The following is a 24,527-nucleotide window of genomic DNA, read 5'->3' as shown; positions in this document are numbered from 1 at the left end:
TTATATGTTTTGGCAAGAGCCGGGTCCTCCGGCAAACGATAATCCGCAGCTTCCTTGTTCCATGTACAGATCCGCGACTTCTTCGCGATGGGTTTGCGGAATGACAAAGCGGTCATCGTATTTGGCGATCGCAAGCAGACGGTACATATCTTCAATCTGCTCTTCAGTCAATCCGGTATCTTGAATCAGGGCTGAATCGATCTGTTTGTTTGTTTGAGTCGCTCGCATGTACATACGCATCACAGACATTTTCTTTAATGTCGTTCTTATATGGTGTGTATCACCGGCAGTCAGCAAATTGGCCAAATATTCGATCGGAATCCGCATTTCATCAATGGCAGGGAAGATATCTTCAGCTGATTGGGCCGTTCCTTTTCCTTCAAACATATTCATAATCGGACTGAGCGGCGGAATATACCATACCATCGGCAATGTCCGGTATTCAGGGTGCAGCGGCAGAGCGATTTTCCAATCGATGATCATTTTGTAGATCGGAGATTTTTGCGCTGCTTCGATCCACTCCAGCGGAATGCCTTGAGCTTTTGCTTCTTCTGCGACAGCGGGATCATTCGGATCAAGGAAAATTTCCAGCTGGGAGTGATATAGATCTTTTTCATTTTCGGCTGAAGCCGCTTCTTCGACTTTATCTGCATCATAAAGCATGACTCCGAGATAGCGGATTCTGCCGACGCATGTCTCAGAGCAGATTGTCGGCAGTCCTGCTTCAAGACGAGGGAAGCACAATGTGCATTTTTCCGCCTTGTTCGTCTGCCAGTTGAAATACACTTTTTTATAAGGGCATGATGATACACAGTGTCTCCATGAGCGGCACGCATTTTGATCGACGAGAACGATCCCGTCTTCTTCGCGTTTGTACATCGCTCCCGACGGACAGGAGGAGACGCAGGAAGGATTGATGCAGTGTTCGCATATCCTTGGCAGATACATCATAAAGACGTCTTCAAATTCAGTCTTGATCGATTCTTCCATTTTTTTGACGTTTGGATCTTGAAGGCCTGTAATGTGGCCGCCGGCAAGATCGTCTTCCCAGTTCGGACCCCATTCAAGGTTCATGAAGTCTCCCGTAATAGAAGACTTCGGCCTTGCAACAGGCTGGTGTTTTTTCTCCGGACTGTTTGTCAGCGTTTCATAATCATAGTTCCAAGGTTCATAGTAGTCATCGATCGTCGGCTGGTACGGGTTGTAGAATAAATTCATGAGCCGCGTTGTTTTGGCGCCTGATTTGAGCTGAAGTTTGCCTTTTTTCAGCTCCCAGCCGCCTCTGTATTTATCCTGGTCCTCCCATTGTTTAGGGTAGCCGATGCCCGGTTTTGTTTCGACGTTGTTGAAGTACATATATTCTGCACCGGAACGGTTTGTCCATGTGTTTTTGCATGTGACGCTGCATGTATGGCAGCCGATGCATTTATCAAGGTTCATTACCATTCCGATTTGAGCTTTAATCTTCAAGCCAATCGACCTCCTTCAATTTTCTGATCACGACATTGAGGTCGCGCTGATTTCCTGTCGGCCCGTAGTAGTTGAATCCGTAGCTGAGCTGGCCGTAGCCTCCGATCATCTGCGTCGGCTTGACATGGATGCGTGTCGGACTGTTATGGGTTCCACCGCGGTTATTCGTCAGCTTTGTTCCCGGTACATTGATATGCCGGTCTTGGGCATGGTGCATAAAGGCCATTCCTTTTGGAATCCGGTGTGATGTCACGGCCCGTGCGACGACGACTCCGTTTCGGTTGAAGCATTCGATCCAGTCGTTGTCCTGAATGTCGGTTTCTTCCGCATCGTCTTTATTCATCCAGACTGTCGGCCCGCCTCTGAAAAGGGTAAGCATCGGCAGGGAATCAAAATACATGCTGTGAACCGACCATTTATTATGCGGCGTTAAATAGTTTAAAACGATTTCTTTTCCTTCCTGATCCGGACGCTTGTTCAAGAAAGGGCGGTGGATCAGGATCGGCTTGAATGTCGCCATGTTCTCGCCGAATTCCGTCATCATTTCATGATCAAGGTAAAAAGACTGTCTGCCGGTCAGCGTTCTCCACGGAATCAGTTTTTCAACGTTCGTTGTAAACGGCGAATAGCGCCGTCCGCCTTTTTCAGAACCGCTGAAAGCAGGGGAGGTGATCACCGTTTTCGGCTGAGCCGAAATTTGCTCAAATGTAAAGCATTCCTCTTCCCGTTCTTCAGCTAAGTCTTTCAACTCAAGATTCGTTATTTTTTCAAGCGATTCCCACGCTTTAACGGCTACTTTCCCGTTTGAAGTGGAAGAGAGGGTCAATACCGCTTCCGCAGCCTGTCTTGCATCACTGATGTCAGGACAGCCTTTGGCGATCGTGTCGTCTTTTACGACGCCGAGCGTTTTTTTGAGGGAATCATATTCCGCTTCAACAGACCAGTTCATTCCTTTCGTACCAAACGGCTGTTTGACAACATTCGGCCCGAGCGATGTCATCTTATTGAAAATCTGCTTGTAATCCCGTTCCACAACGTGAATTTGCGGCATTGTTTTGCCGGGAACGGCAGGGCAGTCGCCTTTGCTCCAATCTTTGATTTTCCCGAGCGGCTGCGCCATTTCCTGTGGAGTGTCATGGAGAAGAGGAGTCGCAACAGCCTCTTTTACAGGTTCCATGTCCATTTCTTCAGCCAGATCGGAAACCGCTTTTGCCAATGCTTTGAAAATATCCCAATCAGACTTTGCTTCCCACGGCGCGCTGATTGCCGGGTTAAACGGGTGGATGAACGGATGCATATCCGTGCTGCTGAGATCGTGCTTTTCGTACCAGGTGGCCGCAGGGAGCACGATGTCTGAATAAAGGGCTGTTCCCGCCATCCGGAAATCGAGATTGACCAGTAAGTCGAGCTTGCCTTCAGGCGCTTTGTCACGCCATGTGATTTCTTCGGGACGGATGCTGTCCTGATCATCGTTCATCAGTCCGTTCGTCGTGCCGAGCAAGTGCTTCAGAAAATATTCATGACCTTTGCCGGAGCTCGAGATTAAGTTGGCTCTCCAGACAAATAGATTTCTCGGGAAGTTCTTTTCATTGTCAGGATCTTCAATCGAAAACTTGAGCTTTTTCTCCTCAAGCTGTCTGGCGATATAGCTTCCGACTTGCTGAGCGTTCTCAGCGCCTGCTTTTTCTGCTTCTTTATACAGATCGATACCGTTTTTCTCAAACGTCGGATACGATGGAAGCCAGCCGAGTCTTGCCGCCAGCACATTGTAATCGGCATGGTGCTTGTAGCGCGATGTTTTTGCGATAGGGGAAGCAAGCCCGCTGATTTCCTGATCTTCATAGCGCCACTGGTCGGTAGCGAAGTAGAAAAATGATGTTCCGTTTTGCAGTTTGGCAGGGCCTCCCCAGTCTTTCGCCGTCGCGATCGTCTGCCATCCTTCGGCCGGCCGGAGTTTTTCCTGGCCGACATAGTGGGCCCAGCCGCCTCCGTTAACCCCTTGAGCTCCGACGAGAAGCACAAGGTTCAGCACAGCTCTGTAAATGGTGTCTGAATTGAACCAATGGTTAATCCCGGCGCCGACAATGATCATTGAGCGGCCCTCTGTGTCAATCGCATTTTGCGCGAATTCCCTTGCGATCTTGATCACCATTTCACTTTTAATGCCAGTAATCGGCTCTTGCCAAGCCGGTGTAAACGGTTCAGGATCATCAAATGATGCCGGCGTCTGCCCGTCAATTCCGCGGTTGACGCCATAGTTGGCGAGCGTCAGGTCGAAAACGGTAGAAACAAAAACTTCCTCGCCGTCCAGAATCATTTTTTTGATCGGAAGCGGTCTTTCAAGCACTTTATTGCCGTCATGTGAGAAGTAAGGAATGTTGACCGTGCCGATCATATCTTCGTGTCCAAGCATGGAAAGCCGAGGTGTGATCGGTTTTTCTGAATCCTCATCAACCATGCGCAGATTCCATTTTCCTTGGCCGTCCCAGCGAGAGCCCATCGTGCCCTGCGGAATCGCAAATCCATCTGTGTCTTCGTCCCAAACGGCAGGCTTCCACTCATCATGCTCTGTCGCACGCCCGATATCTTTAGCATGGAGGAAGCGGCCTGCTGTGAACGTTCCGTTTTCCTCTTTCAAAGTCACCAAAAACGGGAAATCGGTATATTGTTTTGCATAATCAATAAAACGCTCCGTCTTCTGGTTGACATAAAAGTCTTGCAGAATGACGTGGCCCATCGCCATGGCCAGTGCGCCGTCCGTTCCTTGTCTGATGCTCAGCCAATCATCGGAAAACTTTGAGGACTCGGCAAAGTCCGGACTGATCGAAATCACTTTTGCCCCTTTATAGCGGGCTTCGGCTAAAAAGTGAGCGTCAGGCGTTCTGGTAAGCGGCACATTAGAACCCCATGTCATGATGTAGCCCGAATTGTACCAGTCGCTGCTTTCCGGAACGTCGGTTTGATCTCCCCAAATTTGCGGTGAAGCAGGAGGGAGGTCGGCATACCAGTCATAGAAGCTCAGCATCGGCCCGCCGATCAGGGACATAAAGCGTGACCCTGCTGCGTGGCTGAGCATCGACATGGCTGGAATCGGCGAGAAGCCGACATTTCGGTCAGGACCGTATTTGGCAATGGTGTACAGAAGGGAAGCCGAAATCAGCTTCAGGACTTCGCTCCATTCGGCGCGGACAAATCCGCCTTTTCCGCGCGCCTGTTTATAGGCCTTTGCTTTTTCAGGGTTTTCGATAATTGATTTCCATGCTTCCAGCGGATTTTTGCTGCTGTTTAGCGCCTCGCGCCACATCTGGATCAGCACACCGCGTACATACGGATATTTCACGCGGAGCGGGCTGTATATATACCAGGAAAAGCTCGCTCCCCTCGGACAGCCGCGCGGTTCAAAGTCCGGCATATCAGGGCCAGTCGAAGGGTAATCGAGTCGCTGCCCTTCCCATGTGACGATTCCGTTTTTGACGTAGATATTCCAGCTGCAGGAGCCTGTACAGTTCACCCCGTGGGTAGAGCGAACCACTTTATCATGCTGCCATCTATTTCTGTATACATCTTCCCAATTCCGGTCTTCATAAGTGGTTTGGCTGTGTTGATTGGAATGGCGTTCAATAGGAGAGAAATAATTTAATCTCCTGAAAATGGGACTCTGTTTCTTTTTTTTCATTGCTGGTTCACTCCTTCTGAGTCAGTGATGCTACCCTCACTATATATGGAGGAGGCGCTGGACCTTGTTAAATTTGTCACATGTTTTCGGGTTTTCACAAATTTGTCACATTTTCAGGAGGGGGAGAGGGAGGACAAAAAAACAGCCTGCATGGAAGCGGGCTGTCGAATGGGTCAATCGCTCGTGTTCAAAATTCTCTTTTCCCCGGTAATCTCTTGAATCGGGGCGATGTTCTGGGTGAATTCCAAAGTTCCGATATAGCGGCCGTTTTCATCGCGTACGGCAAAATAGCGGATGAACACGTATTTGTCTTTAAATTTGATCCAAAAGTCTTCAACGTCTTTTTTGCCTGATTTAAAGTCGTCAAGAAGTTTGTTGACGATATGGACGCTTGCCGGCGGATGGCAGTTTTGGACGGTCCGGCCGATTACGGCTTTTGTCCTTGCGAAAATCCGTTCCTTTCCGTGTGAAAAATAGCGGACCACATCGTTTTCATCGATGAAGGTGATATCGACCGGAAGATGGTTCATCATGTGCTCAAGCTGGGCCACGGACAGAATACCAGTAGGGAGCCTGACATATCCGTCAGCCGCCTCTTCTGTTGTTTTGAGCTGATGGCGTTCAGGCTTCCACACCGTTTCCGGAGCAGTCAGGCAATATCCGATCTCGTCGCTTTCAGCCGCGATTTTCAGCCATTCGTCTTCTGTCAGCGTTCTGAGCGCCATCGGCAAGAGGATATTTTCTTCTTTATAAATCATTTCCGTGCCTTCTTGAATGATAAACGTTAGCTCGCGGATGACTTCATCTTTTTTGTCCGGCGTATACTCTTCCAACAAACGCTTCACTTCTTTGATGCTCTTGCGGATAAAATCATCGACAGCCCACATCACTTGGCTGGGCCCAGTAATTCCATACTTTTCTAAATAGGGGAAGAGAAGATTTTCTTTTCTGCTGTAATGTTTGTCGACGTCAGCTAGCAAATTTAAGTCTGCGAGCAGTTTGAGAATGTTGTCGCGATGATCTTCTTTTTCAAAGCGTTCCAAATGAAGCTGCATTTTAAAGTTCAAAAGGAGGTCGATTTCTTTATTTTCTTTCATAAATGTATGAACGGGATGGCCAGGCTGCTTGTCGGCGTCCGCGCGGTGAATGTCTTCAATCGATCCTTTAAACACAGCGGCGTGAACGGAGCAGAGCTCTTGGATCTCTTCAGGTGTAATGCCTTCTTCCTTCATCAACGCCTGTTCCAGCTGGGCGATTTCTTCGGCATTGACTGAGCCGAATGCCTTTTCGAACCGTTTTTTGACGTCGGCAAGCGGCTTTCCTTTATGAAGGTCGATGATGATCTCCTTCAGAAGCTGCTTTTTTTCCTCAGGCAGACCTTGCTGCGTTTCCCGATTGTTAATGATTTCGCTCATTGTTTTTCTCCTTTCCAAACGGGGTCAAATCCGTGTGCTTTCAATATGTCTAAGACATGGTTCCATTCGATTTGCATCATTCGCGCGCCTTTTGGAATCGTCATGATGCGCCCGGCTGTTTCCAGCATGCCGGGCTTTGTAATATTTTGAAACCCGGCATCCTTCATCACGGCTTTTAGTTCAGGATGCAATGTGCAAAGTTTGTAAACGGAATCGTCCAAATCAATTTTTTTATGCAAGGGATCACATCCTTTGATAGTGATGATCATTCTCATCTATACCGTAATACAAGGAAGCTGAAAAAAATGTGACGTACATCACATTTTTTTAGCGCAAAGCCTTCGGAATATAAATGCAGCTCGGATCGCTTTCTAGGTAATCGCCTGTCAGAGCATAAGCACGCGAGCGCGAACCGCCGCACACATGACGGAATTCACAGACGCCGCATTTCCCTTTAAATCCGTCCGGATTTCGAAGATCCTTAAAGATCGGTGATTCGCGGTAAATCTCAGCCAGCGGCTGTTCGCGGATGTTTCCGGCTTTAACCGGCAGGAGTCCGCTTGGATATACATCACCGATATGGGAGATAAACATGAACCCGTTGCCATCGTTCACACCTTTCGGAGCCCGGCCCAATCCGCCGATGGCATCCATTTTTCCTTTCTGCAATGCGTGTTCATAGCGGATTTTCATGTTGGGGTTTTTCGCTTCCCGCATTTTTTGTTGAATAACGACCCGTCGGTAGTGCTGGGCTGCTGTCGTTTTGATGTCAAAAGGCGCTTCTTTTGCCAAACGGCTGAGCCAAAGAAAGACTTTTTCATGGTCCACCGGCGAAATCATATCTTTCCGCTTCGCGCGGCCTGTCGGGACGAGAAAAAATACACTCCATAATACACAGTTCAATTCTTCGATCAGCTTTGCCATTTCATCCAGGTAATCGATGTTATAAGCGGATATAACGGTATTAATCTGCAGAGGCAGATGGCATTCATGAATGTAGCGTATGGCCTTCATGGTCAGGTCAAAGGAACCGTCCGTTCCTCGAAAATGATCATGAATCTCTCGGGTTGGGCCGTCCAAGCTGAACGCCCATCGGGATAAGCCGATTTCTTTTGCTGATTGAATCGCTTCTCTTGTAACATTCGGCGTGGCACTCGGGGTCATAGAGACGCGAACCCCTTTTTGGACGGCATACTCAATAATGGCGAATACGTCGTCTCTCATTAAAGGGTCACCCCCTGTCAGCACGAGGAGGGGATTGTCCATCGCATGAATTTGATCAATTAAATCTTTTCCCTCTTTCAGGGTGAGCTCCCGCAGATCGCGTTTATTTTGAGCCGATGCCCGGCAATGAAGGCACTTGAGCTCGCACGCTCTTGTCAGCTCCCAAATGACGATAAACGGAGACTTGTCGAAATCGCAATGTATCATCTTTCATCTGTCCTTTCGTTTGCATTCATGTGTATCGTAGCGGAAATGAAAAAGAAAAAAAGTTAAGTAGATCACATTTAGAAAAGGAAGGGAAAGAAGGGGGAGGCCCTTCTCACGCGTCGTCTTCTGCGGAGGAGTTGAGGTAACGCAAAAAAAGCTGGTAGGAAAAATACAAATTCTGCTGAAGCAGCATGAGAAAGTTCGTCTGTAATTGGCGGTTATAAGTCATCATTTTTTTGAAAGTATGAAATGGAATTTCAAGTACGGCGGTTTCTGCGGCAGTGTTGACTGAAATAAACGGAGATACGAAAGGTTCGCCTTTTTGATCAATAGGGAAAACATCGCCTTTTTCCCACTCGGCGATCGTTCGGGATTCTTCTGGAAGTCTTCTGTCAGAAAAATGAACTTCCCCTTTTAAAACAAAATAGACGGATTGCGAATGAAGGAACGATCGCGAATGCTGAGATGGCTGGATATCGATCACCTTCCCGTTTTTCAGCAGCCTTTTGATGATCGGAAGGGGTACCCCGAGAAACATAGGAAGATTTTTCAGAAACAATAAGTAGTCAAACCGGTCCATGGTATATCCTCCTTCTATATATTAGCATTTAGTATAAAGCGCCGGGCTGGAGGGCGCAGTGATTTATTTCACACGCCTGTATGCAAAATGTCACTGTGTAAAAAAGACGAAACTTTTATAATGTAATAGAAAAGAAGGGAGGATGCTTGATGAAAGTGTTCATACCGAAGCAGCACGGCGCCTGGGCGATGCTTGTCATCCCGTTTGTTCTCGGCATGTTCGCCGGGGGCGCGGATGTAAAGCATATTCCGCTGTTCTGCGGATGGCTGTCTCTATATCTAGCGGCATTTCCGGCTACGATGATGGTGAAGAAGAAAAATATCGTTTACTATCAAAAATGGGTTCTCATCTACGGCATTCCGGCCATCGTTTTCCTGCTTATTTCGGTCTGGCTGGAGCCGCGGCTCGTTTTTCTAGGGCTGCCGCTGTTTCCGCTCTTTCTCATCAATCTTTATTATGCGAAAAGAAACAACGACAGGGCGCTTTTAAATGATATTGCTGCAATCCTTGTTTTCAGCGCGGGCGGGCTTGCAAGCTTCTGGATGGGAGCGGGGAAGCTTGATGGTGAAGCATTGTTTGTTTTTATCCAGTCCGCTTTGTTTTTCACAGGGAGCGCCTTTTATGTCAAGTCGATGATCCGCGAAAAGAAAAACAATCGGTTTAAACTTTATTCATGGGGATACCACGTATTCCTGCCGTTCATCTCGCTGGCCGCGGGGGCAGGATGGGCCGTGCTTGGTGTAGTGCCGAGCAGTTTCAGAGCGTGGTTTTTACATGGAAAGAAACTGTCGATTAAGACAATCGGAATCTCAGAGCTGGTGAATGCCTGTTTCTTTATGGCCGTGTTGATCGTTTTTCTGCTGCAAACGTAAAAAACAAGGACACTGTGCTTCATGTCCTTGTTTGTTTTCGTTTTTTCAGTCGATATTGCAGATGTCGAGCGGGCAGTTTTCACAGTCGATTTCGCGTTTTAAATAGTTGAGCTGATGAATGACGATTTTTCCCGAGTCCTCAATTGAAATGACACCGTTCTTCCGGAGGTCGCTCAGCATGCGGTTGATGCTCTCCCTTGCGGCGGCACAGAATTTCGCCAGATCCTGGTTCGTCAGCACAATATTGATGAGAATCCCGTCGCTTCTTGTGATGCCGTAGCTGTTTGCGAGACGGATCAAGGTGGAGTAGAGCGCGCCTTTTTTACCATTCAGCAAAAGGTCGCGGATTTTCGATTGAATCTTTCGCAAATGCGTGCTCATCCATTTCATAAACTCAAACGTCAGTGCACCGTTTTGTATGAGTTCTTTTTCAAGCTTATCTTTATTGATGACCAACACTTCGCCATCAGAGAGGATCTTTGCGCTCAGCATATATTTCGCATCTTCTGTAAAAAGCGTAAGCTCCCCGACAATATCATTTTTTTTGCACATTCTGAGTGTCAGTTCTTTGCCATCGGACGTCAATTTGCCGATTTGGACAAGTCCCGACTGAATAAGATACAGTTCCTCCGCATCCATCCCTTCTTGAAAAAGGAATGTGTCCTGCCTGATTTTTCGTCGTGTACTGATTGATTCCAGCAAGTGATGCAGATCGTCTGAGAGCAAATCTGTGTCTGATTTTCTAACAGAAATATTCATTGAGCGTCACCCCTTTAGCAGTTCTTATTTTAACGTTAAATAAGGCTGAGTGACCTTTTAAATATAAACAATATTGTGAACTTATGAATAAAGTCCCAAAAAAGAGCCTGAGCACATCAGCTCAAGGCTCCTTTTGCAGGAAAGGTTTATAAATGGTTCGTCTTCGTTTTGGTCGATGTTTTGCTCACTTCCTGAAAATACATCCAGACCACGATCACAAAGCTGGCAAGGGCTGCTTCTGACAGCGCCATGAATCCGATCGCATAATGGCCGGTTGCCTGAAAAACGCTTGACAGGATGAGTGGCGGGAAGAATCCTCCCAAGCCGCCCATCGCTGATACAATCCCATTGACGATGCCGGCCTGATTTGAAAAATAAAGCGGCACGAGCTTAAAGATGATCCCGTTTCCAAGACCGGCGCATACGGCAACGGTTAATACCCCAAATCCGTAAAGTCCGAGGCTGGGCGAAAAGGCCAATAAAATCCCTGACAAGGTACAGCCGGCAAATACATACATCAACAGCTTCAGCGGGTTGAATTTGTCCGCGAGCCAGCCGCCAACAGGCCTCAGAAAAGTGGCGACAGCGATAAATCCGGCGGTTCTAAGCCCTGAATCAACGGGATCAAGCCCGAAGTGATTAACAAGAAAGTTCGGAAGATAAATCGTAAACGCGACGAAAGATCCGAATGTAATGAAGTAAAACAAGCTTAAAAACCATAATGTCTGATTTCGGTAGACTGCCTTCATTTGCTCTGTTACAGAAACCGTCACTTTTGTTTCTTTTCGATCTCCAAGGATAAAGTTCAATAAAGCGAATACGGCGACTAACACGATGTACATCCGCACCGTATTTTCCCACCCGGCTGTCTTTGCTACGACAGGAGCGGCAAACGTGGTAATCGCTGTACCGACGTTCCCGGCGCCGTAGATCCCATTGACAAACCCGTGTTTTTCTTTAGGGTAGTATTTCGGCAATGATGTGACCCCGATGGAAAAGACCGCTCCGCCGATGCCGAGGAAGAATCCGCCAAGGATCAAGTCGAACAGCGAATCGGCTGTGCTGATCCAAAAAATCGGGAACAGAAGCAGCACAAAGCTGATCATGAACGTGATTCTCGCACCAAATCTGTTTGTGTAGTATCCCAGCGGAATCCTCAGAAGCGAGCCGAGTATGACCGGAATGGCCGTGACAAGGGATATCTCGCTGTCTGTCAGGGCGATGTCCTGCTTAATGTGGGGCATTAAAGAGGAAATCAACACCCAAACCATAAATCCTGCGACTAAACTAAATGACTGCAGCGGTAATTGTATTTTTTGACGATTTACCATTGCGTTTTTGCTCCTTTCAAAGGGAAAAATGAATAAATCAATCAGCATGTTTATCTTACAAAAAGTCTTTTAAAAACATTGTGAATTACGTCACACGGTCATTCGTTTGATTCGTGTTTAATATCGGTAAGTGAGGGATAGTAAACGGATGTAAAAAATAAATGGTTCATTTGCGGACTTTTTCGTTTATCATGAAAATAAAAAAAGGAGTGCCGCTTTTATGTTTATAAAGCTTACGCAAGAAGAAAAACAAGCGATTATCGAGGAAATCAAACGCTTTTATGTTGAAGAAAGGGGAGAAGAGGTTGGAGACATCGCGGCGATTCAAATGTTTGAATTCGTAAAGGAAAAGCTGGGCCCTTACTTTTATAATCAGGCGCTGAAGGACAGCCGCAGAGTCGTGGAAGAGAAGGCAGCGGCGATTGAAGAAGAGCTCTTTGCGCTGGAGCGCCGCCTGTGACAACGCGCTCTCCTTTAGCAAAACCGAAGGGATTGAAAGACCAATGGAGTTTCTGAAGCAATTTATGATTTTCAGCGGGCTGAATGATGAAGAGTTCAAACAAATCGAGCAAATCGCGGTCAAGCGCACCTATCAGCCGAGAATGTTTGTTTTTATGGAAGGGGAAGAGAGGGAAGCGGTATTCTTCATTAAATCCGGTCTTGTTAAAGCTTTTAAAATCGATGAAGACGGCAATGAGCAAGTGATTTCGATTCTGCAAAGCGGGGATATGTTCCCCCATGTCGGCTTTTTTGACCGCTCCCCATACCCGGCAACAGCCGAAGCCGTTCAGGAAACCGAGTTGATCGTAATCCGCATCGCTGATTTTAATGAACTTTTGATGAAATATCCGGAAATGACAATAAAAGTGATGCAAATCATGGGGAAAAAGATTCTCGATTTGCAAGAGCGGATCCAGGGTTTTATTTCAAAAGATGTCCAGCACCGCTTGACGCATGTATTAATGAAGCTCGCTGCAGAACATGGCATTCCTCAAGAAAAAGGGGTCTACATCAGCCTGCCCATTACCAATCAGGATTTTGCGAACATGGTCGGAACGTCAAGGGAAACGATTAACCGTACATTAAATGAAATGAAAAAGAAAAATCTGCTGACAGCTGACAGGAGCGGAATTTTCATACATGATACAGACTGGCTGAACGGCTGCAATTGAAGGATAAGATGAAGGCTTTCCATTGAACAACAGATGGAAAGCCTGTTTTTATTTTGTTCACAAATCCGCCATTATTTAAGTGATCTGGTTCACAACCGGTGTGCTGCATATCCAGTATCTTAGGACATGCAAAATCAAAAAAGGAGTGAACCGCAATGGAAGTTCAAAGAAAGACGGTGCCCGTTAAAAAAGCATCAAAAAACGGTTTTTTGAAATCTGTTCTCGTCTTTACTTTAATCGTTAGTTTTTCGGTGCTGCTTTTGGGAGGCTATTGGATCTTCAAAGGACTTGCACCAAGACCAGTTGAAGTGTCCGGGCCAAACGGAGAGGTGCTCATGACCAAATCGTCCATTTCAGGCGGTCAGGCCGTATTTCAAAAATACGCGCTGATGGATTATGGCACGATTTTGGGGCACGGATCTTACATGGGGCCTGATTACACGGCCGAAGCCCTGAAAATCTATACGGAAGGGATGCAGGATTTTAAGGCGGAGGCACGATACGGCAAGCGCTTTAAACAACTTTCAGATGAAAAGCAGTCCACCATCCGGAATCAAGTCATCCGCGAAATGAGAAAAAACCGTTATAATCGCGCGTCAGATACATTGAAGCTGACAGATGCGCAGGTTTATGGATTGCAGCAAGTGCGTGATCATTACCGCAATGTCTTTACAAAAGGAGACGGCTGGGGGCTTGAGCCCGGTTTAATTAAAGAAAGCCACATGCCTAAACGCGACAGAGCGTGGGTTGACAGCGAAGACCAAATCACGCAGATCTCCGATTTTATCTTCTGGACGGCATGGCTTTCCAGTACATTAAGGCCTGGCGACGACATTACGTACACGAACAACTGGCCGTATGATGAAGATGCCGGAAACACGATGTCATTTGCCGCCGTTTGGTGGAGCGGCGCAAGCGTCACCATCCTTATTTTATTTGTCGGCATTATTCTATTCGTGTTTTACCGTTACAAGCTTGGAATGAAAGAGGCTTATCAGGAAGGGGCGTTTCCGGTATTTGATCTGGATAAACAGCCGCTTACGGCATCACAGGTTAAAACCGGAAAATATTTCGCCGTTGTGTCGCTGCTGTTTTTTGTTCAGGCTATGTTCGGAGCTTTGCTTGCCCACTATTATATTGAGCCGGACAGCTTTTTTGGGATCGATTGGATCAGGGATATGTTGCCATTCAGCATATCTAAGGGATTTCACCTCCAGCTGGCGATCTTCTGGATTGCGACTTCATGGCTCGGTATGGGCATTTATGCAGCGCCGCTTGTCGGAGGCCGCGAGCCGAAAAGGCAGGGGCTGCTTGTCGATATTCTGTTTTGGGCGCTGATCGTCCTTGTCGGCGGAAGCATGGCCGGCGAATGGCTCGGAGCGAAAGGCCTTTTAGGAAATAACTGGTTCTTATTCGGCCACCAAGGAATGGAATATATTGAACTCGGCCGCTTCTGGCAGGTCATTCTCGCACTCGGCATGCTGATATGGCTGTTTATCGTTTTCAGAGGCATTAAGAGCGGCCTCAAGCGGGAATCTGATAAAGGCGGTTTGATTCATCTGCTGTTTTATTCTTCGATCGCCATTCCGCTGTTTTACGGTGCAGCCTTTTTCTTTAATCCCGGCACAAATATTACAATGTCGGATTTTTGGCGGTGGTGGATTATCCATCTTTGGGTGGAAGGGATTTTTGAAGTCTTTGCCGTCGTGGTCATCGGCTTTTTGCTCGTGCAAATGAACCTGGTTACGAAAAAATCGACCGTCAGAACGCTTTATTTTCAACTGACGATCCTGCTGGGGAGCGGTGTCATCGGGATCGGACATCATTACTATTACAACGGTTCTTCCGAAGTTTGGATCGGCCTTGGTTCCGTCTTCTCATGCCTGGAAGTGATTCCTCTTACCCTGCTTGTATTGGAAGCTTATGAACAATACAAGATGATGAAAGACGGCGGCCATCATTTCCCGTATAAAGCAACGTTCTGGTTCTTGATTTCAACGGCGATCTGGAATCTGGTCGGTGCAGGGGTATTGGGCTTTTTGATCAATCTGCCTGCTGTCAGCTATTTTGAGCACGGCCAGTTCCTGACACCTGCCCACGGGCACGGGGCGATGATGGGCGTGTACGGCATGTTTGCCATTGCTGTCTGGCTGTATACGCTACGCAATATCGCCAAAAAAGAAGCGTGGAATGATAAATGGCTGAAAATAGCCTGCTGGTCGCTGAACATCGGCTTGTTCGGAATGGTGTTTATCAATTTGTTGCCGGTCGGTTTTCTTCAATTGAAAAAAGCGTTTGAAGACGGGTACTGGAGCTCAAGGGCGCCTGAGTTTTTACAGCAGGATACGGTGCAAACGCTGCTGACTTGGAGGGCTGTGCCGGATACGATCTTTTTAGCCGGAATCGTGATTTTGGTCATATTCAGCATCAGAGCATTATTCCATCTCCGCAAACCGACGCATCAGGAAGGAGAAGCGCTTCCAGTTAAAGACATTGCTTCAGATGAATAGATAAACAAAAAGACAGAGGAAGTGAAATCCTCTGTCTTTTTGTTTTATTGATTGGCTTCCGCTTCAAGCCGCGGGAACAAAATATTGTTTTCCAGGTGAATGTGCTGAAAAAGATCTGTTTCCAATTCATCAAGCTTTAAGTAAGTCAGTGTATATGTTGTGCATGCCCCTTCAGGAAGGGTATAGTCATTGGTCACTTTTCTCAGTTCCTTCAAGATGCTGCCTGCGGCTTCATGCTCTTGTTCAAGGACGTCGATCGCCTGAACCGCTTCTGCCAGGCTGTCCATTGATCGCGTCTCTTCATAGGCCGTCACTTTCGGGAAAATGAGTTCCTCTTCCTGAAAGAGATGGTGTTCCAGTTCAGTTTTCAGCTGATGGAACAATTGATGGACCTGGGCGAGTTCCGGATGATGGATGCCGTGAACCCGGTAGACTTTTGTGACAAAGCCTGATAGTTCAGGAAGCACCTCATACAGGTAAGCATGGTGCGTATGAATCACATGGTCGATCAGCTGTGAATACGGGGCTTCACTCCAGTTCGTCTCTTTTGCGTTCAATGCCTTTGTCTCTTGATATAATGTATTGATTTTTGCTAAGATCTCTTCTTCATTTAAATCCTGTTCTTTTATCGCTTCACCGATCGGGCGGTTGCCCCCGCAGCAAAAGTCGATGCGATATTCTTTTAGCAACCGGCTGGCTCTTGGAAAACGCGTAACAATATCACCTGTTTTTGTGTTTTGATCAAATACTGCTTCCATTTGTAAAACCTCCTGAAGTGTTTTTTATGCTATGGGTTAAATGTAACGGGTTCACCGATGGAAAATCGTGATCTACATCACATTCGGGAAAAATGACAGAAAAAGCAATAAGTCAGAAGAAATCGGGAAATAGCTATAGATAACTTTTCATGTTGGAGGCCTGCAATGGAGCATTTATCCTGGCTTACATTTACGATGCTGATTCTCGCCAGTTACCGGCTAACTCATTTGATTGTTTTTGACAAGATCACGGAGTTTATCCGGAAACCGTTCATGAAGAAAAAGCAGACGGTTGATGAACAAGGGCATGTAGAAACGAAAAAAGTGCCGAAATCAAACTTCGGCTATTTGCTGAATTGCTATTGGTGCGCAGGGATATGGTGCGCTTTGATCATTGCTGTCGGGTATCTGATTGTCCCAAAAACGATATTCCCGTTAATTTTAATTTTATCGGTCGCAGGTGGACAGGCGATTCTTGAAACGCTTGTCGGTGTCGCAACAAAACTTGTCAGCTTTTTCTCTGATTTAAAGAAATAAACCATTCCAAGCGGATGGTTTTATTTTTTTGACAATAAAGTGACACAAACAGCAGAGAGAACATGTCCGCTTTGTGAACTTTTTACAGCGATTTTTTCCCGGTTGCCGCATTTTAGGCAGAGGGAAGACATTATTTTGAAGAAGAATCAGGTTTTAAAATTTCGAATTGAGAGAAAAAGGAAGCACAAAGTCCCCGGTCATACTTTTTTAGCTTTTCATCATTAGCATTCAGACCTCCCATTTCATACGAAAAGAGGAAATAGATAGATTTTCAAAACGAAAAAAACGTGAAATATGGTTGATAGACAATCAATGAATAGTTTTTTTACAATCAGTAACGTGCTACAAGCCAAGAAAGGGGTGAAAATGTCTGCCAGAAAGTGTTTTTGGAAAATAACATCATTGGAGGAAAAAGAATGTCATACATGAAACGTTCCATTTCTGTCTTCATCGCCTGCTTCATGGTAGCAGCACTCGGCATCAGCGGTATCATCGCATCTAAAGCGTCTGCCGCTTCTCAAACACCCGTTGCTGTAAACGGACAGCTCACCTTGAAAGGTACGCAGCTCGTCAATCAAAAAGGAAAAGCGGTTCAGCTGAAAGGAATCAGTTCACACGGGCTGCAGTGGTATGGCGATTATGTCAACAAAGACTCGTTAAAATGGCTGAGAGACGACTGGGGCATCAATGTCTTCCGCGCGGCTATGTATACGGGTGAAGGCGGCTATATTGACAATCCGTCGGTTAAAAACAAAGTGAAGGAAGCCGTCGAAGCGGCAAAAGAACTCGGAATCTATGTGATCATCGACTGGCACATACTGAGCGACGGCAATCCAAACCAAAACAAAGCGAAAGCAAAAGAGTTTTTCAACGAAATGTCAAGGCTTTACGGCAAGACGCCAAACGTCATTTTTGAAATTGCCAACGAGCCGAACGGCGATGTCAACTGGAACCGTGACATTAAACCTTACGCTGAAGACATTTTGTCCGTGATCCGCAAAAATTCTCCGAAAAATATTGTGATCGTTGGGACAGGCACTTGGAGCCAAGATGTCAACGATGCGGCGGACAATCAGCTGAAAGACGGCAATGTCATGTACGCGCTCCATTTTTATGCGGGTACGCACGGTCAGTCTTTGCGGGATAAAGCAGACTATGCACTCAGCAAAGGAGCGCCGATTTTCGTCACAGAATGGGGAACGAGCGATGCTTCCGGAAACGGCGGTGTCTACCTCGACCAATCCAGGGAGTGGCTGAAATATTTAGACAGCAAAAAAATCAGCTGGGTAAACTGGAGCTTGTGCGACAAACAAGAGTCGTCAGCTGCTTTAAACTCCGGCGCCTCTAAAAAGGGAGGATGGTCTCAATCCGACTTATCCTCATCAGGTAAATTCGTCAGGGAAAACATCCGCAGCGGATCAAACGGTTCGTCAGGAGACTCTGGATCGGATTCGAAAGGGTCAGATCAAAAAGACCAGAAAAAGGATCAGGATAAACCAGGTCAAGACAGCGGCGCTGCAGCCAACACGATAGCAGTACAATACAGAGCGGGGGACAACAATGTAAACGGCAACCAAATCCGCCCTCAGCTCAACATTAAAAACAACAGCAAAAAAACCGTGTCTTTAAATCGAATCACTGTCCGCTATTGGTATAAAACGAATCACAAAGGACAAAATTTTGACTGCGACTATGCCCAAATCGGCTGCAGCAAAATCACGCACAAATTCGTCCAATTAAAAAAAGCGGTAAACGGAGCAGACACGTATCTTGAAGTAGGATTTAAAAACGGTACATTAGCGCCGGGTGCAAGTACAGGCGAAATCCAGATCCGTCTTCACAATGACAACTGGAGCAATTATGCCCAAAGCGGCGACTATTCATTTTCTTCAGGTTCAAACACGTTTAAAAATACGAAAAAAATCACGTTGTATGAGAATGGAAAACTGATTTGGGGCGCTGAACCTAAATAACGGCACTTTAACGGACACCGAATTTGGTGTCCGTTTTCGTATATATTATATATAATGGAAGGAATGAGGAATATTTTTGTAAACATGAAAGGAGATGGATGTATGAATGAAACATTGCAGCAATACATGATGCTTGTCAAGGAAAACTACGACACGATCAATGGACCTGATTACGCAGGCAAAGAGGAAGACATTGAAAAGCGAAAAAAACAAATCGCGCTTTACGCCAAAACGCTCCAGCAAGGTTTTTCAACAGATGACGACTATGATGAATTCGCAGATGCCGTGATTAAATGCGCATACGGAGATCTGACAATGGAAGAATTAGAAACGGTTTATCGGGAATTAACGTCTTCATAATCAATAAAATAAGGGGGAGAAGAACCATGAAAGATACGATCATGAAGACAGACCGGATGATTTTGCGAAAAATGAGGCGTGATGACGCGGAAAACCTGCTCGAAATCTTTTCTGACCCGACAGCCATGGAATATTATCCATCGACAAAGAATGAAAAACAGACATTGCAATGGATCGACTGGACGCTTGAAAACTATGAAAAACACGGAACCGGCCTGTGGGTTGCCGAACATAAACAAACAGGCGAATTTCTAGGTCAATGCGGTATCGTGCCACAGGAAGTCGAAGGATCGGACGAAATGGAAATCGGCTATTTGTTTAAACGGAGCGTCTGGAAAAACGGCTATGCAACCGAAGCAGCATCAGCATGCAAACAGTATGGATTTGAGGCATTTCACCTGAAAAAAATCGTATCTTTACCTGATGCGAAAAATCTGCCGTCCAGAAAAGTTGCCGAACGAATCGGCATGACTTTAGAAAAAACGATACATAAATGGGGAAAAGAAATTGCCGTATATTCAGTTTATCGATAAAATTTTTTATTCTGTCTCACTAACTTGAGTATACTTTGAGATTGAGACAGAATTTCTTTTCAATCCTTAGCTTCCGAGAATATATATTATGTAAACTAGAAAGAAATGAAGGTTAGGATTATACAATGTTCCTCCTGTACGACGGTTCTTTGACATAACCCATTCTTCTCAAACTCCTTCTCCTTTAACTTATAAAAATTGATCTCTTCTTGTGATCATCTTTGTACAAAAGAATTGTAATTTTGAAGGGAATAAACACTTCTTTGCTTGCATATTCATTTAGTTTTAATTGGGCGCGATTCTCCCTATCAAATCAAAACTCATCTCAATATCTATATGTCAATATAGTATAAATTCATTTGGTATGATCTGTTCTAGAATCCAGCCAATTTCTAACATCTTCAACGGTGAAAACACCGCTTATCATCTCAAATAGAAAACAATGCCTGAAATATGAGAGAGCCGATAACCGCGTAATAGGGTTATCGGCTTTGTGTCTGTACGGCTAACTCTTTGACATGCGTTTATCAGCAACCTCTCGGTTATGTCACTTGTTGCTGGTCTTCTTGATCAAGTCCACGCCATCGTATGCCAGACTTTCCACACTTGCAGCCTTCAGCAGTATGTAATGATCAAAAAAGTTCTTCGTATAGTCTGTAACAAGATTTCGCATCTCCATAGCATCCCGTTCACCTCTGAGTTCCTCATTAACACTGGTAAACACGATGTCGCAGTAATCTAAATGCGCAACACGATCAACAGAGAAATAATAGGTTTCCATGCTATTGTTAGCGCCAATTATCGCATTCATGTTATAGTTAGGTTCACAAAACAGTAGCAAGAAGGGTTTCTTAAGGTCGCTGTCGAGAAGGCCGAACGCACCGCTATCCAAGCCAATCCCGCAGGCGAACCGGTCGTCGTCCCGGCAAACAATCGCCGTCGTAGGCCCTCCATAAGAATGTCCGACTATGCCCATGCCGATGTCAAGCAACAATCTGCCCTTAAAGATGGAATTCAGTTCTCCAGAGTCCAGTTTGTAAAGATAATCGGCTACATACCTTACATCTTCTGCCTGTAACTCACTATACTCTGTTAACTTGGCAAGTATCGGCAGTGTAAGCACGTTATGGCACATCTCAATGGCAGTTTCATCGTCAGGCCGCATCTCCATCTTACCAGCCAACGCCAGCATCTCCGGATCTTCAGAAAACGCCATAATGACATCCGAAAAATCCTTTGATACATTAAACAGGCGCCCATCTTTACGCTTATACATCGTGCTATTCTGATGGCCGATGCTTACCACAACATATCCCATGCTTGCCAAGTCTGTACAGATCACTGTACCCCATTCTGGAGAACCGCCCCCGCCGCAAACATAGAATAATACCGGATAGCGCTTTTCCTTCCCGGAGAGAGCAAGGTCGTCGTAACACTGGGTCTTGATATCTATAGAGAAAACATCCTTCAACGCAGTGACAAGTGGCTGCTCATTAAACATCTCGTAGACTTCAGGAAACATGTACGTTGATGTAGTCTTACCTTCGCTACTGTCGGACGGATAGTACACAAACGCCGTCAGTTCTCTTTTTGAGTGATCTGATGCCGTGTACTCAAAATCCATCTGGGTTCGACCGACAGTATAGCCGCCAATTGGTTCTGGAAATGCGTCATAAGTTTTCATTTTCTTATTCCCCCTTAATTAATAAAAGTGGCGAATGTGAAATACATACATTGCGCTATAAGCGCTTTTCAAAACTGTGAAACTATTACATCCTATCTTCAGTGAATCATATCTACTCCTTGGCTTTCTTGAGATCGCTAACAATTTCAGATATATGATTCCCAATAATTATTTCCAAACTTGCTGCTTCTTTTAATGTTAATGGGTGAATATATGTGCACACCTCTTTTAACAAGATTTTTCTATAAAATTTCGACAAGGTTCTACAATACCCTTCTATGAATATTCATAATATCTCAGTAATAGTGCATCAGTCGTTCAGAATGGATCCAGTTTTACTTTCCCAAATAATAATGGATCCACTTTTACTTTCTGTAAAGAGAACATAAGAGTGGATCCATTAAATGATAAAATACTTATTTGACTAGTGTTTACAACGCATAAAATGGATCTATGTTTACTTCCTTGTACAACAGAAGTGTATTACCGAAAATAAAAAAACCCCATTAAATTAGGGTTTTTTTGAACATATGACACCAAGTTTTTCAACGAACTGTTAATCGATAACTTTAGTTTATTGTTCACAGAACGGTTTATCAAATGACGAATAAAAAAACAGCTACCAGGCATTTCACCTCTACATATGTCAACATACACCCCTATTTTCTTCTGACTTAAAGTATGGCTCTTTTAATTTTGGACATTTGAGTATCAGAAAGTTTTCATCCGTTTTGCTCCCAAGCCTCCAAATTCAGTTCATTGTTTATGGCCGCGGCGGCCATAGCACCCATCGAGGCGGCGACAACGGCTTGATGCAATTTCGTAGCTGCATCGCCTGCACTATAGATGCCCGGTATATTCGTTTTCCCAAAGTTATCAACGACGACCGTTCCCGATTCTGTGATGTCGCATCCTATGGCTCGCGGTAAATCCGATCCTGTCACAAGTTCCGTTTTAAAAAAGATTCCCTTACATGGAATTGTCGTCCCGTCTTCGAGAACGACTTGTTGCACGATCCCGTCGTCTGAGTCGATGCATCGAATCGGCGCTTCGAATACAGGGACGCGATGCCTGCTGAGCTCCTCGCACTGCTCGTCCGTCAGTTGATGGGGGCCGTTCGTGCAAATCGTAAAACGGTTCGTCCATCCTGATATGAGAGAAGCGAAGTGAATGGCCTCGTCCCCCTTGGTAATGATCACTAGAGGCTTATCCCTTAATTCCCAGCCATCACAGTACGGGCAGACGAAGGCGCTCTTCCCATAAACCTCTGCCAGCCCTGGAATATCTAGCGGCTGATCCTTCATTCCGACGGCAAACAGCACTTTCTTGCTTGCAAAAGTGTTTCCTTGCGCAGTTGTCATTTGAAAATGACCGCCGGTTTTTGTAATCGACACAGCTTTATCCGCTATAAAAGACACGGAGGGATATGCACTGATCTGTTCCTTTGCAATTTGCCGAAATTCACTTGGGCTTATTCCGTCACGGGTAAGAAATCCGTGAGCTTTGCGAGTAACGGCGTTGCGTGGCCGGCCTGCATCGATCACCGCCACATTTTTCCTCGCACGCCCAAGAACAAGGGCGGCATTCAACCCTGCTGGACCTCCCCCAATAATCGCTACATCGAGAAGTTGTTTTTTCATGTATTTAAGAACCTCCATAGATCTTTAATATCTATAATTAATTGCTGTGTCGTCATGAATTCATGTACATGTTCTGATTCTGTAATCGGATCAGAACTTTTCCAAAACGGCCGCCCTGTCGGATTTCCACCTTGTCGTTTGGATAAGTCCGTTCCAAATAAGCGGCGGTGATTTTCCGGTTGCGATCGTCCGCAGGCAAACCAAACATTCTCAACATGTCCATAACCTCATTGAGCGCCGTTTCCCTGGATACCTCCCTCGTTTTCATTTCCCGGGTTACGAGTGATTCATAGGTATAACCTTTTAGAAACAATAAATGGAGCAAATAGGCCATCTCCGAATGTTCATTTTTAAGGGGCTGATCTGAAACCAGCGGCCAAATCTCATTCAGAAGACTGTGCTCCCGAGAGCCGGCTGACAGACTGATATAGCAAAACTGCCGTGCGCAGCTCAGCACCCTCTTTACGCTCTCCCAATCAGCAATAGCCGGGCACATGGAGACAAATACAAAATCAAAAGCATTTCCCCATCCCTTTGCTTGGATATCTATGTCTTCGAAAGGCTCAGCTACAATCTTAACCTTCCCGTTTGTTATTCCTGTTATATTTTCTTTCATCAGCTCGACTAAAGGAAGACTAGGCTCCACGGCGGTAACTTCGGCCCCTCTCTCTGCAAATGGCACTGTAAATCCGCCCGAGGCTGCTCCAATATCTAAAATAGAGGTATCTTTAAATGTCACCCCCTGCCCTTCCAGCCATTTCATAATCCGTTTTGTCCTTTTCCTCCCTTCTTCGTTAAACGCTTGCTCATTGAATGACTTTGCTCTAAGGTCAAAATGGTGTACTTTATCCATTCCGGCTTTTTTCATTTTGTTAACCGCTGTCTGCTGATCTTCCTTCCAAGCTTCTTCCCAAACGGTTTCTTTAAAAAATTCGTTTATCAAGATCCATAACTCCTTTCATTTTTTGCTGTAAAATCAATGATTAAGGCTTAACAGACTTTAAAGACACTTTATATCTTTGATAGTCTTAAAAAAATAACTGCGGTTCACAACTCAACAGTTATTTTTTTGGCAAGGTCAGATATTTTTTGTTGTCTCAAATAATTCTCCATTTCATCTTCTGCAGATACCATCACCTTCTGAATCACACATTCTGATCCATGGTTCAAGTTGCAATCGAACAAGGAGGCTGTACCTTCAATTGCGTGAATAATATCAAGAAACGAAATGTCTTCCCAATTCCGCTTTAGCCTATATCCGCCATTGGCGCCTGAAGCGGATTCAATCATTCCCGCCTTGGCCAGCTTCGTTAAAATTTTCGATAAATACGTGGGCGATACCTCTTGCCGTTCTGCCAACTGCTGTACACCGACAAATGTATTTGGGGCGCCTGCTGCAAGAAAGAGCATAGTGTGAAGGGCATAGTTCGTTGCTTTCGAATACTTCATAGCGCAGTTTTTCACCTCAATCATAGACTTTACTTATCCATGATAGCTTTTATATTTAGGCAATGTCAAGTTTTTCATACTTTTTTCCACACTTCTGCAGGATCAAAAGGAAAGAAACAACCGAAGCCCGATCTACGTACAACATTCATAAAAGGGAACTCCAGATTTTCAGGTAGCTGAAAAGGCTATCACATGAAACAATGATTCGGGGTCAACTAGTGAGAAAAAATCTTCTCTTGTTTGACATTAAAGAAATTAGTGAACGGGTATCTTTCTAACATTCATCCGCTCTTTTGGCTGTATTCAGAAGGCAATCCATAGATTAATTTTGCAGTTTAAAAATCCCCAAAGCTACGCTGTGAAAGCAGCTTTGGGGT

At 45.5% G+C, this 24,527-nt stretch carries 21 protein-coding genes; 8 read left to right on the top strand and 13 right to left on the bottom strand.

What is annotated here, in order from left to right:
• The 6 genes from narH to ACVC9U_RS09060 form a co-directional block, all read right to left on the bottom strand.
• Complete coding sequence (gene narH, locus ACVC9U_RS09085; protein ID WP_020451629.1) at window positions 1-1,470, bottom strand: nitrate reductase subunit beta; 1,470 nt, start codon at window positions 1,468-1,470, stop codon at window positions 1-3.
• On the bottom strand, window positions 1,460-5,146 hold the full coding sequence (locus ACVC9U_RS09080; RefSeq protein ID WP_441390653.1) for a nitrate reductase subunit alpha: 3,687 nt from the start codon (window positions 5,144-5,146) through the stop codon (window positions 1,460-1,462). The genes narH and ACVC9U_RS09080 overlap by 11 nt, the downstream gene beginning before the upstream one ends.
• A 173-nt stretch (window positions 5,147-5,319) precedes the next feature.
• Entirely contained in the window at window positions 5,320-6,561 is a 1,242-nt protein-coding gene (locus ACVC9U_RS09075; protein WP_441390652.1) for a DUF438 domain-containing protein, read from the bottom strand.
• Window positions 6,558-6,800, bottom strand: coding sequence for a DUF1858 domain-containing protein (locus tag ACVC9U_RS09070; RefSeq protein ID WP_003182317.1), 243 nt, complete (start codon window positions 6,798-6,800; stop codon window positions 6,558-6,560). The genes ACVC9U_RS09075 and ACVC9U_RS09070 overlap by 4 nt, the downstream gene beginning before the upstream one ends.
• An 88-nt stretch (window positions 6,801-6,888) precedes the next feature.
• The gene (locus tag ACVC9U_RS09065; protein ID WP_441390649.1) at window positions 6,889-7,992 is read right to left on the bottom strand and encodes a TIGR04053 family radical SAM/SPASM domain-containing protein; all 1,104 of its coding nucleotides are present in this window, start codon (window positions 7,990-7,992) and stop codon (window positions 6,889-6,891) included.
• A 112-nt stretch (window positions 7,993-8,104) separates the two neighbouring features.
• Window positions 8,105-8,572, bottom strand: coding sequence for a cyclic nucleotide-binding domain-containing protein (locus ACVC9U_RS09060; RefSeq protein ID WP_020451634.1), 468 nt, complete (start codon window positions 8,570-8,572; stop codon window positions 8,105-8,107).
• 149 nt (window positions 8,573-8,721) lie between these two features.
• Here ACVC9U_RS09060 and ACVC9U_RS09055 point away from each other — a divergent pair, with 149 nt between their 5' ends.
• Window positions 8,722-9,444 carry a YwiC-like family protein gene (locus ACVC9U_RS09055; RefSeq protein WP_441390647.1) on the top strand — a complete coding sequence of 241 codons (723 nt, stop codon included), beginning with the start codon at window positions 8,722-8,724 and terminating at the stop codon, window positions 9,442-9,444.
• Between the two features lie 45 nt (window positions 9,445-9,489).
• Here the strand turns inward: ACVC9U_RS09055 and ACVC9U_RS09050 are convergent, their stop codons facing one another.
• Window positions 9,490-10,203 carry a Crp/Fnr family transcriptional regulator gene (locus ACVC9U_RS09050; RefSeq protein WP_020451636.1) on the bottom strand — a complete coding sequence of 238 codons (714 nt, stop codon included), beginning with the start codon at window positions 10,201-10,203 and terminating at the stop codon, window positions 9,490-9,492.
• Between the two features lie 146 nt (window positions 10,204-10,349).
• Complete coding sequence (locus ACVC9U_RS09045) at window positions 10,350-11,534, bottom strand: nitrate/nitrite transporter (protein ID WP_020451637.1); 1,185 nt, start codon at window positions 11,532-11,534, stop codon at window positions 10,350-10,352.
• A gap of 220 nt (window positions 11,535-11,754) precedes the next feature.
• Between ACVC9U_RS09045 and ACVC9U_RS09040 the strand changes: the two genes are divergently transcribed.
• From ACVC9U_RS09040 to ACVC9U_RS09030, 3 genes are all read left to right on the top strand, one after another.
• On the top strand, window positions 11,755-11,994 hold the full coding sequence (locus tag ACVC9U_RS09040; RefSeq protein ID WP_020451638.1) for a DUF2164 domain-containing protein: 240 nt from the start codon (window positions 11,755-11,757) through the stop codon (window positions 11,992-11,994).
• Between the two features lie 43 nt (window positions 11,995-12,037).
• A complete protein-coding gene (locus ACVC9U_RS09035) occupies window positions 12,038-12,706 on the top strand; it encodes a Crp/Fnr family transcriptional regulator (protein WP_023857565.1) in 669 nt (222 codons plus the stop codon).
• Window positions 12,707-12,861: 155 nt separating this feature from the next.
• Window positions 12,862-15,216 carry a nitric-oxide reductase large subunit gene (locus ACVC9U_RS09030; protein WP_020451640.1) on the top strand — a complete coding sequence of 785 codons (2,355 nt, stop codon included), beginning with the start codon at window positions 12,862-12,864 and terminating at the stop codon, window positions 15,214-15,216.
• Window positions 15,217-15,260: 44 nt separating this feature from the next.
• Here ACVC9U_RS09030 and ric read toward each other — a convergent pair whose 3' ends face one another.
• On the bottom strand, window positions 15,261-15,974 hold the full coding sequence (gene ric / locus ACVC9U_RS09025) for an iron-sulfur cluster repair di-iron protein (protein WP_075213281.1): 714 nt from the start codon (window positions 15,972-15,974) through the stop codon (window positions 15,261-15,263).
• A 165-nt stretch (window positions 15,975-16,139) separates the two neighbouring features.
• Between ric and ACVC9U_RS09020 the strand changes: the two genes are divergently transcribed.
• The 4 genes from ACVC9U_RS09020 to ACVC9U_RS09005 all read left to right on the top strand — a co-directional run bounded on the left by ACVC9U_RS09020 (window position 16,140) and on the right by ACVC9U_RS09005 (window position 19,377).
• Window positions 16,140-16,511 carry a DUF1360 domain-containing protein gene (locus tag ACVC9U_RS09020; protein ID WP_079289402.1) on the top strand — a complete coding sequence of 124 codons (372 nt, stop codon included), beginning with the start codon at window positions 16,140-16,142 and terminating at the stop codon, window positions 16,509-16,511.
• Window positions 16,512-16,936: 425 nt separating this feature from the next.
• Complete coding sequence (locus ACVC9U_RS09015; RefSeq protein WP_079289405.1) at window positions 16,937-18,484, top strand: cellulase family glycosylhydrolase; 1,548 nt, start codon at window positions 16,937-16,939, stop codon at window positions 18,482-18,484.
• A 102-nt stretch (window positions 18,485-18,586) separates the two neighbouring features.
• Window positions 18,587-18,844, top strand: a complete 258-nt coding sequence (locus tag ACVC9U_RS09010; protein ID WP_020451644.1) for a YnfE family protein — start codon at window positions 18,587-18,589, stop codon at window positions 18,842-18,844.
• Window positions 18,845-18,870: 26 nt separating this feature from the next.
• Window positions 18,871-19,377, top strand: coding sequence for a GNAT family N-acetyltransferase (locus ACVC9U_RS09005; protein ID WP_026579642.1), 507 nt, complete (start codon window positions 18,871-18,873; stop codon window positions 19,375-19,377).
• A 547-nt stretch (window positions 19,378-19,924) separates the two neighbouring features.
• Here the strand turns inward: ACVC9U_RS09005 and ACVC9U_RS09000 are convergent.
• The 4 genes from ACVC9U_RS09000 to ACVC9U_RS08985 form a co-directional block, all read right to left on the bottom strand.
• A complete protein-coding gene (locus ACVC9U_RS09000; RefSeq protein WP_003182343.1) occupies window positions 19,925-21,061 on the bottom strand; it encodes an alpha/beta hydrolase in 1,137 nt (378 codons plus the stop codon).
• A gap of 722 nt (window positions 21,062-21,783) precedes the next feature.
• Window positions 21,784-22,701 carry an NAD(P)/FAD-dependent oxidoreductase gene (locus ACVC9U_RS08995; RefSeq protein WP_003182345.1) on the bottom strand — a complete coding sequence of 306 codons (918 nt, stop codon included), beginning with the start codon at window positions 22,699-22,701 and terminating at the stop codon, window positions 21,784-21,786.
• Window positions 22,702-22,753: 52 nt separating this feature from the next.
• Entirely contained in the window at window positions 22,754-23,644 is an 891-nt protein-coding gene (locus ACVC9U_RS08990) for a class I SAM-dependent methyltransferase (protein ID WP_003182348.1), read from the bottom strand.
• A 104-nt stretch (window positions 23,645-23,748) separates the two neighbouring features.
• Window positions 23,749-24,150: an Rrf2 family transcriptional regulator gene (locus ACVC9U_RS08985; protein WP_011198022.1), complete on the bottom strand. Its 402-nt coding sequence runs from the start codon at window positions 24,148-24,150 to the stop codon at window positions 23,749-23,751.
• Between the last annotated feature and the right edge of the window lie 377 nt (window positions 24,151-24,527).

This window comes from Bacillus sp. GM2 (assembly GCF_056155945.1).
This window is presented reverse-complemented; position numbering and strand designations above follow the sequence as displayed.